At 42.3% G+C, this 12,386-nt stretch carries 11 protein-coding genes; 5 read left to right on the top strand and 6 right to left on the bottom strand.

Annotation, left to right across the window (positions count from 1 at the left end):
* Window positions 1-132: 132 nt before the first annotated feature.
* Window positions 133-1,470, bottom strand: a complete 1,338-nt coding sequence (rlmD, locus tag FLL45_RS20715) for a 23S rRNA (uracil(1939)-C(5))-methyltransferase RlmD (protein WP_142943974.1) — start codon at window positions 1,468-1,470, stop codon at window positions 133-135.
* A 333-nt stretch (window positions 1,471-1,803) separates the two neighbouring features.
* Here rlmD and FLL45_RS20710 point away from each other — a divergent pair, with 333 nt between their 5' ends.
* The 3 genes from FLL45_RS20710 to FLL45_RS20700 are packed head-to-tail and all read left to right on the top strand — an operon-like array spanning window position 1,804 to window position 5,614.
* Window positions 1,804-2,796 carry an ABC transporter substrate binding protein gene (locus FLL45_RS20710; protein WP_142943973.1) on the top strand — a complete coding sequence of 331 codons (993 nt, stop codon included), beginning with the start codon at window positions 1,804-1,806 and terminating at the stop codon, window positions 2,794-2,796.
* The gene (locus FLL45_RS20705; RefSeq protein ID WP_142943972.1) at window positions 2,793-3,182 is read left to right on the top strand and encodes a hypothetical protein; all 390 of its coding nucleotides are present in this window, start codon (window positions 2,793-2,795) and stop codon (window positions 3,180-3,182) included. Before FLL45_RS20710 ends, FLL45_RS20705 begins: the two co-directional genes overlap by 4 nt.
* A complete protein-coding gene (locus FLL45_RS20700) occupies window positions 3,179-5,614 on the top strand; it encodes a response regulator (protein ID WP_142943971.1) in 2,436 nt (811 codons plus the stop codon). Before FLL45_RS20705 ends, FLL45_RS20700 begins: the two co-directional genes overlap by 4 nt.
* Window positions 5,615-5,681: 67 nt before the next feature.
* Here the strand turns inward: FLL45_RS20700 and mtaB are convergent, their stop codons facing one another.
* The 3 genes from mtaB to FLL45_RS20685 form a co-directional block, all read right to left on the bottom strand.
* Window positions 5,682-7,025 carry a tRNA (N(6)-L-threonylcarbamoyladenosine(37)-C(2))-methylthiotransferase MtaB gene (gene mtaB, locus FLL45_RS20695; protein WP_142943970.1) on the bottom strand — a complete coding sequence of 448 codons (1,344 nt, stop codon included), beginning with the start codon at window positions 7,023-7,025 and terminating at the stop codon, window positions 5,682-5,684.
* Window positions 7,026-7,080: 55 nt separating this feature from the next.
* A complete protein-coding gene (locus FLL45_RS20690) occupies window positions 7,081-7,569 on the bottom strand; it encodes a DUF4442 domain-containing protein (protein ID WP_142943969.1) in 489 nt (162 codons plus the stop codon).
* Between the two features lie 78 nt (window positions 7,570-7,647).
* Complete coding sequence (locus tag FLL45_RS20685) at window positions 7,648-8,634, bottom strand: YhdH/YhfP family quinone oxidoreductase (RefSeq protein WP_142943968.1); 987 nt, start codon at window positions 8,632-8,634, stop codon at window positions 7,648-7,650.
* Between the two features lie 510 nt (window positions 8,635-9,144).
* Between FLL45_RS20685 and FLL45_RS20680 the strand changes: the two genes are divergently transcribed.
* Both FLL45_RS20680 and FLL45_RS20675 read left to right on the top strand, forming a co-directional pair.
* Window positions 9,145-10,551 (top strand): peptide MFS transporter, encoded by a 1,407-nt coding sequence (locus tag FLL45_RS20680; RefSeq protein ID WP_142943967.1) that lies wholly within the window; start codon window positions 9,145-9,147, stop codon window positions 10,549-10,551.
* A gap of 46 nt (window positions 10,552-10,597) precedes the next feature.
* Window positions 10,598-11,122, top strand: coding sequence for a CBS domain-containing protein (locus FLL45_RS20675; RefSeq protein WP_142943966.1), 525 nt, complete (start codon window positions 10,598-10,600; stop codon window positions 11,120-11,122).
* A gap of 84 nt (window positions 11,123-11,206) precedes the next feature.
* Here FLL45_RS20675 and queF read toward each other — a convergent pair whose 3' ends face one another.
* Together queF and FLL45_RS20665 are read right to left on the bottom strand one after the other, a co-directional pair.
* Entirely contained in the window at window positions 11,207-12,019 is an 813-nt protein-coding gene (gene queF, locus FLL45_RS20670; protein WP_210247255.1) for an NADPH-dependent 7-cyano-7-deazaguanine reductase QueF, read from the bottom strand.
* Between the two features lies 1 nt (window position 12,020).
* Window positions 12,021-12,347, bottom strand: coding sequence for a DUF1820 family protein (locus FLL45_RS20665; RefSeq protein WP_142943964.1), 327 nt, complete (start codon window positions 12,345-12,347; stop codon window positions 12,021-12,023).
* Between the last annotated feature and the right edge of the window lie 39 nt (window positions 12,348-12,386).

Raw genomic sequence — 12,386 nt, 5'->3', positions numbered from 1 at the left:
CGCCAGCCTGATCAAGTTTATAACTTTTTATCCTCTTAGGTGTCTCATTACTTGGAATCATTTTGAACACACCTGAACTATCAACGACTTTGTTCATCGTCTGCCAGAGCAAAATGATAATCAGGGCAAAATTTATCGTTCAAATAATGCGATAGACTCCACATGAGTTGTGTGCGGAAACATGTCCATAACACCGGCTTTGACTAATTTATAGCCCGACTTAACTAACTCACCCGTATCCCGCGCCAAAGTCGCAGGATTGCACGATACATAAACTATTTTTTCCGCGTTAAACCGAACAATATTATTGATCACTTCAAGTGCACCGCTTCTTGCTGGGTCGATAAGGATTTTATTATATTGTTGTTGATTCCATGACTCTTTGGAAAGATCAGCGGTTAAATCGGCTCGATAAAATTCGACATTATCCAACTGATTTAATTCCGCATTTTGTTTGCCTCTTTCAACCATTTCTTCAACACCTTCAATGCCAACGACATGCTTTGCTTTGGTCGCTAGTGGAATGGTAAAATTTCCTAGCCCACAAAATAAATCGAGCACTTTATCATCGGATTGCACATCGAGAAGCTCGATTGCATAGGGAACCATTTTTTGATTAATGCTAGCGTTAACTTGAGCGAAATCTAACGGTTCTTGGTTTAAAGTAACGTTAAACGCTGGATGGGTATAACTCAATTGAGCGTCAACTGCATTGTCAGGCCAAACGCGATGAACGGTATCAGGACCTTTGGGCTGCAAATAAATGACCAAATCATTGGTTTGACCGAAACTTATCCACTTGGCTTTGTCTGACTCGCTCATTGGCTTTAAATGTCGCACAATAATAGCGTATTTATTATCGCCACTAGCGACCTCAATTTGAGGGATAAACTGACGTCCTTCCATCGAGTCTATCAACTGGCTCATTGGCATGAGTAGGTTTGAAATTTTATCAACCAGAACCGGACATGAGTCAATATCCGCGAGAAAATTTGAGTGTTTTTCTCTAAAACCGATGAGTGTTCTTTCTTTTTTTGTAACATACCTAACCCCGAGTCGCGCTTTGCGTCGATAACCGAGTAAATCAGCTTGTAGTGCCGGTAACCACTCCTCAGGCTCAGTCTCAGCAAAGTGAGCAAACTGTTCTTTGAGAATTTCTTGCTTGTGGGCGATTTGCGCGTCCACGCTCATGTGCTGCATGCTGCAACCACCGCAGACTCCATAATGTTTACAAGGTGGTTCTACTCTGTCCTCAGAAGCACTAAGTACCTTGATGACTTTACCTTCATCAAACTTGCCGCGACTATAGGTATATTCCATCTCTACAGTCTCTCCCGCAAGAGCCCCTGAAACAAATACCGTTTTACCGTCGATACGGCCCACCCCTCTACCTTCATGGGATAGTGACTCAACCTCGATTACGACGGGCTCTTTGGGTAATGACTTGCGTCTACGAAACTTCCTGGCCATTGATTGCCTTAATGATAAAAGTAAATTTAGCTCCGGTTTTTGCTTCTCAATACCGAATACCTCAGTAAGAAACGCAACACGTCAATCAACCGGAAAAACGAGGGTGCATTATACTGGCAAAAACCGGAATATTCATAAATTTATAGCAACAACCAATTGACTGTGCGACTTGTGAACAATGAATAACCACGATAGATGCGGAATTGCCGCTAATTTCTTTATTTATTTCCGGTACTTAAGTTAGAATCAGACTGTCATAGCGTCAGACTGTCTAGTAGTTTCCAGTCTAGTAGTTTCCACGACGAACAACAAAAACACGCAGGTAAGCTAATTTTGGGTCGAATTAAAAGCAGATTTCTCGCTCAACAACTGCCACTAATGATGGCATTAATGCTGCTAACTTATTCTATTAATATCAATAAGTTGCGTGCCAGTGAAAAAACAGAGAAAACCATTCCGGTATTGTTTGTCGCGGCCCAACAACCCACTGAGCAGTTACGAAAAGCACTTGAAACGCAGCTGAGAGTAAAGATGCCCAGCCGAAAAGTTGCCTTTTTCGATTTGCAAAATCTCGTTAAAAGAGACCTTGAGCAAATACTCAAAAATGCTGATCAGTGCGCCTTGGCTATCGGTCCTGAAGCTACTCAACGAATGCTATCAATAAGACAACCGATTAACCACTTCAGTATATTAACCTCTCGAAACCTCCTTGATAAATTGCACCGGGTCTACCAAAGACTCGGTATCGAGGTTACCGGTATTTACGAAGAACAACCGCTACAACGCCAATTATTTTTAGCGAAAGCAATCAATGACCAATTACAAGATATTGCAATCATACTCAACCAAAAAGACAAGTATTACTTACCCGAATATCAGGCGACGGCCGGAAAGCTCGGTCTGAGTGTCAAGTACCGGGTGCTCAAAGCCGCCGACTCTCCAGAGAAATATATGGGTGATATCGCCGATCCGGATACCTTTTTGATGCTGACAAATAACAATCAACTGTATGTTAAATCGAAGCTATCAGCATTGGTCTTAGCTGCCTACTATCAGCAAATCAAGCTGATCGGCAACCGTTTTGAGAACGCAAAAACCGGCGCTCTAGCGAGTATCTATACGCCAACCACAACACTCGCCATTGAGGCCATTAGCGATTTTGTCGAATCTTGCAAAGGCGAGCCGACCTCAGCACCCCGGTATGCCAAAAGTTTTAGTGTTATTATTAACCAACAGATTGCCAACAATTTAAACATGAGCAATTTGAACGCAAATCAACTGAGTAAATTAATTACTCAAATGGAAAATAGTCAGGAAGTCGAATGAACGAATGGGGAATAAGAGCGCGAGTAATTTTGTTGGCGTTAGTGCCGACTATACTGGTCGCAATCGTTATGGGGACCTACTTCATCGCTACCAGAGTTCATGACTTGGATGTGTCACTCAAAGAACGTGGTCAAGCAATTGTTAATTACCTTTCGCAAACCGCTGAATATCCAGTGCTTTCAGCAAATACCAGTTCATTACAACGCTTGGTCTCGTCAGCGCGCGATGGAGATGACGATATCCTTGCGGTTGCCATTTACGATAAAAACAATTTACTGTTCGCCAGCTCCGGTACTTCGAACCTAGTGAATCAACTCGCATTTAAAGAACAAAACATTCCGCAACAAACCTTTATCGAAACGATAGCCTTCAGTTTGGCAGAGTGAATCAACAGCAACCGAGCCTCGGTTATGTCGCCGCATATCTCACGACGAAAAATGCCGCGTTAAGACAATACCAAATTATCGCTACTGCACTAATTATTTTATTCGTTGGTTTGGGACTTGGCGGTGTGCTGGCACAAGGCATGGCTCGCTCGATAACATTACCGATTATCCAACTGGCATCGGCCGTAAAACGCATTAAAGAAGGTCAACTGCGGGTAAAGATAAAGTCACAGACTTCCGGCGAATTACGCACTCTAGTTGATGGTTTCAACGACATGAGCCACTCAATTTATGAAGCCAGAGAAGAGATGCAAGCAGCAGTTGAACAAGCAACCGCCGACCTCCACGAAACCAATGAAGCACTTGAATTACAAAACGTCGAGCTAGACTTAGCCAGAAAGCAGGCAATCGAAGCGAGCCGGGTCAAGTCTGAGTTCCTAGCTAATATGAGCCATGAAATTAGAACCCCCATGAATGGCGTAATTGGTTTTACCAACTTACTGCTAAGAACCCCCGTAACCGAAAAGCAAACGGACCATTTAAATACCATCAAAAAATCAGCGACTAATTTGCTTTCAATTATTGATGATATTCTCGATTTCTCAAAAATCGAAGCAGGAAAAATGGAATTGGAAAAACGGTCGCTAAATATTAGCGACTGTATCGACGAAGTTCTTAATCTACTCGGTCCAGCCGCACGCGACAAAAATATTGAACTCCTTGGTATTGTTTATCAAGATGTTCCAGAGTATCTGCTCGGCGATGCGGTACGAATTTCCCAAATCCTCACCAACTTAACCAACAACGCAATCAAATTCACCCAACAGGGTAATGTTCAAATTCGTGTGCTTCTAGAAGATGAAAACCCTAAGTCAGTACGAATCAAAGTTAATGTTACCGATACTGGGGTTGGACTGTCAGAAGAAAAACAAAAAATATTATTTCAGGCATTTACCCAGGCCGATACTACAACAACACGCCGATTTGGTGGAACCGGACTTGGTCTTGTGATATCGAAAAAACTTGTTGAATCAATGAACGGACAAATTGGTCTGGAAAGTGAAGAAAATGTCGGCTCGACATTTTGGTTTACGCTTGAATTAGACAAAGATCCCGATGACAATAAGTCTATCGACTTCGGGTTTCCTGGACGACGAGTTTTACTCCATGACTCCAGTCGAGTTTCACAGCTGGCTACTCAGCATATTCTTACTCGCTGGAACTGCAGTGTCGACTCCGCAGACAGCTTAACTGGCTTGGTCGATCTCGCGCGGATGAACCTGCAACAAAACAAAGACGTCGACTTAATTCTAATCGGCGGTTACCAAAGTTATGAATATCAGAACGAATTCGCGGAACTACAAACCATCAGCGCTAGTTTAACTTGTCCAGTTTCGGTTTTACTCAATACTAATGATGAGAGTGTCGTCAAGCAATTTGCCGATGTTGGAATTTCTCGACACATTACCAAGCCGGTGATTCGAAAAAATTTATATGCCTCACTTTTCGATTGGTTTGAGGTTGGCAAACAACTGCAATCATCCAACAGTGAAAAGGCGATTGAGTTGTCCCCTTCTGAGTCTGGTCCGATTCATATTCTTTGTGTTGACGATAACCCTGCCAATTTAAAACTGCTCGATGAATTACTCTCTGAATATGAGGTTGACACTAGCTTAGCGACCAACGGAAAAGAAGCTATTCTCGCCTGTGAAAAACATAATTTCGATTTAATCTTTATGGACATACAAATGCCAGAGATGGATGGTGTCGAAGCTACTCGTCATATTCGCAAAATGAAAAACCATATCGCGCGTACGCCGATTGTTGCCCTCACTGCACACGCAATGAAAGGTGAACGAGAAAAACTATTAAATGAAGGAATGGATGACTATTTAACCAAACCGATTAATCAGCAGCAAATTGAAGAAACTATCGCCAAGTGGACAAGAAAGAAACTCGAATTGTTAGCGGAGTCTCAATCAACATCAAGCGAGTCTCAAACTGAAGCTAGCGAAATTAACTCGCAACAATATCAACAAAATGAAATGGAGAATACCGCTATGCCACAAACGGGCGAATCCATCGCCCTCGCAGCACCACCTATCGACTGGCAATTAAGCTTAAAAGCGGCAAACCAAAAACAAGACTTGGCAAAGGATATGCTATCTATGTTAATTAAAAGTTTTGCTCAGGCAAAAATTGATATTAGTCAAGCCTATCAAGAGAAAGACTCTGAAGAACTCACTAAGCATGTTCATAAACTCCACGGCGCAACAGCTTATTGTGGTGTGCCGATATTAAAAGAAGTAGCAGCTGAATATGAGACTCACTTAAAGACAGAGAGCTTTAATGAAACCACTCGAGATATCCATACGCGATTTATGGAAGCGATTAGAGATGTCGAATCGGCCGCTGGTGAATTTATAGGTTAAGGTATTTTTTGAGATGAGCGATTAACCCATCCAACCCATTGGCCGATGCGCTCCAACACTTTGATACTTAAACCTGAACTAAAATCAACTTGTCTGGCGATTCTTGATTTTGAATTGGTTCCAGTGGTATCGCAATAAGTGCACCATTAACTTTATCATACTCGGAAATCTCACACTCGATGATTCGATTCGAAATATCGATTGGTTGATCAATTTCAATCGCGACTTTATGGTAATTTTCTGTATGCCCATAAAATCGATATTTTCCTTCTTCGGTCTTCTGGCCTTTGCCTTCCCATAATATTCGTTGTTGTTGGCCAATCATTTTATGCATCGATTTAAACTTTGCTTCAGCAGCCAATTGATGAAGTTTTTGGCTTCGTTCTTTTTTAGTCTGATTGTCAAGCTGGCCGGGAAGCCTTGCTGCTTTAGTCCCTGCTCGATTGGAGTAGGCAAAGATGTGTACATGCCCAAACTCTAACGCTTCAACAATTTTTTCTGATAAAGCAAAATCGTCTTCATCTTCACCGGGGAATCCTACAATGATATCGGTGGTAACGTTAAACTCTGGTACAACGCTTCGCGCTTTTGCCACCAATTCAGAAAATGTTTCGGACTTACAGCGACGGGACATTTTGCGCAAGATTTTATTACTGCCACTTTGTATTGGAAGATGCATATGTGGCATTAAACGCTTGTCTTTAAAAAGCTCAAAAAAACCTTCCGGTAAATCCCAAGGTTCAACTGAGGCGAACCGAATTCTAGGGATTGCTGTTTTATCTAAAATATCAACAACCAAATCATACAAAGAGGTTTCGATATCCGAACCATAGCCACCCACATGAACGCCAGTTAGGACGATTTCTTGAATCCCATCAGCGTGTAACCGGTTGATCTCGGCCACCAAATCTTCACGAGTCCGACTGACTTCTTCTCCACGTGCCACAGTTACAATGCAATAAGTACAGCGATAGCGGCAACCATCTTGAATTTTTATAAAAGCTCGCTCACGATTACGAACAAACAAGGCAGACTCGGCTGGCTCGGTCGCCGCGTGTGGCATCGACTTCCAGTCGAGGAGTTCTTTTGCTTTGCTCGGTAGTTTTTGCTTGTCCACATTGTCAACGACCAAGTCAACACCTAAGATGTCTTCAGCTTGAGATTTCTCTAAAGATGCATAACAGCCAGTAACAACAAGTTTTGCTTGCGGGTTTTGTCGATGCAGTTTGCGAATGGTTTGTCGTGACTTTCTAGCGGCTTCGCCGGTAACTGCGCAGGTATTGATAACCATTAAATTTGCGTCACTTATTTCCGCAGTGACAGTGATACCTTGCGAACGGAAATCATCCGCCCACATTTGAAGCTCTGCTTCGTTTAACCGACAACCTAGGGCAGTTAAATATACTTGCATGAAATTCTCGAACTAACGCTATCTGTTTTATAAATCTAATCTGCTAACGAACAGATTACTTTCTAATCTTGGGCACCCATGCCCATGTCATCTGACATTCTACAGGTTCTACTCCTGCGTCGTCAGTTACAGTTACTGATATAACTGTATCGCCCTTTTCTTCTTTATAAAGTCGCTCGACTTGCTCTTCGGAGATAGTCGCATGTGCGCGTAAGTTTCCAGTTGAACGTTTGGTATAATCAATATGCATTGTTTTCAATACAGGAATTTTATCATCCGGTATATTCATCCCGACAACCATTCCACTAGCAGTCTCTGCAACTAAACTTGTTGCTGCAGCATGGACCGTTCCAATATGGTTTTGGACTTTCTTACGATTTTTAAGTACGAAAATTGACTCTTGCTGGGTCAATTTTTTACATTGAACTCCCGCGGTACCCACAAACTTAATCGTTGAACCGAGTACATAATCTAATAACCAACCTCTCATCCACTTGGGCTTGGCATTTAATTTATCAACGATTTTAGCGAGTTGGTTCTTCATTAATCTTCCTATTACTCTAAAAATATTGGCTATTTGCGAATGACGACAAAATAGTCACACTTATAAACTGGCTATTAATTACTGACAATTAATAACGATACGCCCGTGTTTCTTGCGGTCCAAAAGATCATCAAAAACGCCAGAGACCGCTTTTAAGGGAACCTCTTCAGTTAAGATACGCTGCAAATGGTTAGGCTTTAAATCAGCTCCCATACGTTGCCAAATTGCTTTACGCAATGGCATTGGGCAGTTGGTTGAACTGACTCCCAAGATACTGACACCACGCAGAATCATCGGAAAAACAGTCGTATCTAATTTGTGACTATCAGCCAAACCAATGCTCGCGATATTACCCCATAAATTCGTATGAGCGATTAGCTGGCTTAGTAAGCTGCCACCAACGTTATCAATAACACCGCCAAACCGACCTTTCTCCAATGGCCTGCTACCAAGGTTTAGATCATCAATCGAACAGACTTCGCTCGCTCCAAGCTGGGTAAGATAATCATCAAATTCTCGTCGGCCACTGACTGCGATCGTCTCAAAACCGAGCTGACTCAACATATCGACCGCAACAGAACCAACCCCACCGCTAGCGCCAGTGACGACAATTGGGCCTTTGTCTTTGGTTTGATTGTTTTCCAGCATTCTATGGATCGCGAGTCCCGCCGTGAATCCTGCAGTACCCAAAATCATACACTCTTGCATCGTCAATCCATTTGGTACCGGCATAACCCAGTCAGCAGGTACGCGAGCATATTGGGCAAGACCGCCATCGTGACTTTCTCCCAATCCGCAGCCATTCACAACAACTTCATCGCCTGGCTTAAAACGCCCGTCTTCTGACGACTCAACTACCCCTGCTAAATCGATACCACCATTAAGGGGAAAACGCTTCAATATTTGGCCGCGACCTGTGGCGCCAAGCGCGTCTTTGTAATTCACCCCGGTGTAATGAACGCGAATCACGACCTCGCCGTCGGAAAGCTCTTCAAGCGACATTTGCTCTAAGCGGTGCTCGACACCTTCATCAGTTTTGTATATGCGACAGGCTAAAAAGCTCACAATCTGGTTCCTTTCCAAAAATTTGGCGCTATTGTACCTGAAAACTACAATTTGTCGCCTAGTTTTTAGCCAAATAGTTGGCCAATTAATAGCTTTTTTAAGAATCCTCAAATCACTTCAATCTAGATTTAATATATCGCTAGAGACTACAGATTAAGCGAATTAAGTGTTCTTTTTCGAAGAAATTAATACCACGATTATTCTCAAAAAGACGATAAATTAGATGATTTTGGACATCGGAGCTCCAAAATTTACTTAAAACTTCACTTGTATATGCTAGATGAAAAGGTTATAAAACTCCGACTACACGGGTTATGTAGCGTGTGAAATTGGCAAAATATAGCGAAAATAGCCGAATTACTAACAAGGATTTCGTTAGTGCCATTACGGATTATTTTTAATCTGCATCGCGAAAATTAATAACAATATTACAACAAAAAGAATCTTCAGTTCCGCTGTCGAACTGAATTAAGATTCCTAAAAAATAAATAAATTTGGAGCTCTATCTATATGAATTACAATATTCCTCCGGGGGAGATCTTAGGTCATCCAAAAGGCCTATTCCTACTATTTACGACTGAAATGTGGGAAAGGTTTAGTTACTACGGGATGCGTGCGCTCCTCGTTCTTACCCTGGTTGCTGGGACAGAAGCCGCAAACCCTGGTTTCGGTTGGAGCCAAGGTGATGCGCTAAAGCTTTACGGGTGGTACACGGGTTTAGTTTATTTCACCCCTTTAATCGGCGGTTGGCTCGCTGACAACTTTATCGGACAACGTCGCTCGATAATTATTGGCGGGGTATTGATGGCTCTCGCTCAGTTTGTATTAGCCGCTTCAATCCCTGGAAATACGACGCTTTTCTTTATCGGGTTAGTGTTGTTGATTATAGGAAACGGATTTTTTAAGCCCAATATTTCGACAATGGTCGGTGACCTTTACGGTGAACATGACACCCGCCGTGATGGTGCGTTTACTATTTTCTATATGGGCATCAATGTTGGTGCTTTCCTCGCGCCATTAATATGTTCTACCCTCGGTGAGGATCCTGCTTACGGTTGGAAATACGGTTATATCGCCGCCGGTGTGGGAATGTCATTGTCGGTCATTATTCAACTGGCACTTGCAAATAGATTTCTCGGTGACGTAGGCGTAAAACCTTCAGCAAAGTTATCTCTTGAAATGTCAGGGGGCGAAAAAAAGCCACTAACCGCAGAGGAACGTGATCGTCTTAGAGTTATTTTCACTCTCTTTATCTTTGTCGTTTTATTCTGGGCGTCTTTTGAACAAGCGGGCGGTCTAATGAACCTCTACGCCAACGATAAAACCGATCGAATGATCGACTTTATGAATTTCGAAGTTCCTGCAGGTTGGTTCCAGTCCCTTAATCCGTTTTACATAGTAATCTTAGCGCCAGTTTTCTCAATGATGTGGATAAAAATGGGAAGTAAAAACCCTGCCACACCATTTAAAATGGTAATTGGCTTGATGCTTACAGCAATCGGCTTTTTCTTCATGGTTGCAGCTGTTTATGATCAGCAAGCCAATGGTTTAGCCTCAATGTGGTGGCTTGCACTAGCCTATTTGTTTCACACAATGGGTGAACTTTGTATCAGCCCCGTTGGGCTATCCATGACCACTAAACTAGCACCACTGAGACTCGCTAGTTTGATGATGGGGGTTTGGTTCTTAATCAATTTCTTCGCAAATCTACTCGCCGGCTATATAGGTGCCTTTGCTGAAACAATGGGTGAAATGGCTATATTCGCAGGTATTGCTATTGCTAATATTATCTTCGCATTGATTCTGTGGCCCATATCAGGAAAATTAGTAGACTGGATGCATGGCGCAGAAACTTATGGAGAAGACGTCAAGCATGAAGTTAAAGAAGAATTAGAAGCGACATCCGATCACGCGTAGCTCTATTAACCAATCCAAAAAACTCGGCTCCTCGCCGAGTTTTTTTATGTCATCAAAAAAGTATGATGACCATCAACACATTCAAAATATCAGCAAAATTACTTGTATAACCTATACTTATCTCAGTGGTAATGACCGCCCGGGAGATAAGATGCTAACAACAAGAGATCTAATGACAGCCAAACCGATCCATGTGTCGGTTCATACCAATATCCATAAAGCACGTATGTTGATGGCTGAACATAAGCTTAGACATTTACCCGTTAAAGATATCGATACAGGTAAAACCGTCGGAATCGTCAATCAAAAGAGACTGCTCAAACACGCCATCGCAATTGTGAGTAAACAGGGATTTGATAAATTAGAGCATCAAGAAAAATCGGAAAATGTCGAATCGATTATGAATGATCAGCCGATGATTTTTGACATCAATGCGCAACTACTGGACATTGCAAAATCACTGAGAGAACTTAAAAGTGGCTGCATTTGTATTGAGGAAAACAATCAACTCGTTGGCGTTATTACATCAAGTGACTTTATAAAATTGGCAATCGCAAAACTGGAAAAATAATTACGATTCCATCACCGCCTTGCCGAGGGATGTCTTACTTTGACTGTACAAAAATAGCATTGCGCGCGGGCACATTCCAAAACACTATTGCCTCGCTAAGCGAACATTCTCAATATCAAGCTCAAAATCGCTTCGCCAAGGGTTAATATCGAGCCCCCCTCTTCGCGTATATCGTGCGTATACAGTGAGCTTTTCCGGTGCGCACAGAGATTTTATGTCGGCAAAAATGCGCTCAACGCATTGCTCGTGAAACTCATTGTGTGACCGAAAAGATATTAAATAAGCGAGTAATTTTGCTCGATCAATTTTACTGCCCGTGTATCTAATCTGAATGCTGGCCCAATCAGGTTGACTCGTAATCAAACAGTTGCTCTTCAGTAAATGGCTCACCAATACTTCACTAGTGTGTTCGTCACTCGTGCTATTAGCCAACAATGACGGATTATAGGCGTATTCTGCGATTTCAATGTCGATATCATCGATTACCTCGCCCTCAAGTTGGCTAATTGCATTGCGGTTGAAATTAGCAGGCTCGATTAACTCGACGCTCACTTCTCCACCACAAGCCGCGCTCAAGTCTTTAGCCATAATTGACTGTACTTCTGCCAATGAACTAAAACGTGATTGATTAAACGAGTTTAAATAAAGTTTAAAAGACTTTGATTCGATTATCTTTGGTGTACCAGCATCAAACTCGAACACACCGATCGCTATTTTTGGCAAGCCTTTTGGGTTAAGCCAGCTGATTTCAAAAGCATTCCAAATGTCCTTACCTTTGAAATCTAAAAAACGATTATCCAGTTCGTCTCTCTTCTCACTTCTTAAGATTGGAAACAACAATTCTGGCGTGTAAACCGATATATATTGAGTCGATTTTCCTAGCGGTATCTCAGACATTTTAAGAGCTGCTCTTATCGGGTTTGGGTATCGGGAAAGCGGTGACGACTTCACCTTTGGCATCGCCAATCTTGGGCGTACCTTGTTTTTCGACTTCATCGATTCGAATTATGGAATGCATTGGGATATTTGTTCTACCCACCCCGTCAAATTCTGCTTTAAGCTTCTCTTCTCCCGGATCGACCACAAGACTCGTGCGTTCATTAAATAACAAGCCTTCAATTTGAACAAAGCCATACAAGTAACCCTGGTCAACGCTCGTTGCATAAACTTCATAGGTCTTACCATTATTGATAAAGACAACTCGATAAACAGGATCTTTCGCCATTTCTTCCTCAACTTAACCACCAATCCCTAACCAATATAA

The sequence above is a fragment of the Aliikangiella marina genome (genome assembly GCF_007004765.1).
Classification (GTDB): Bacteria; Pseudomonadota; Gammaproteobacteria; order Enterobacterales; family Kangiellaceae; genus Aliikangiella; species Aliikangiella marina.
This window is presented reverse-complemented; position numbering and strand designations above follow the sequence as displayed.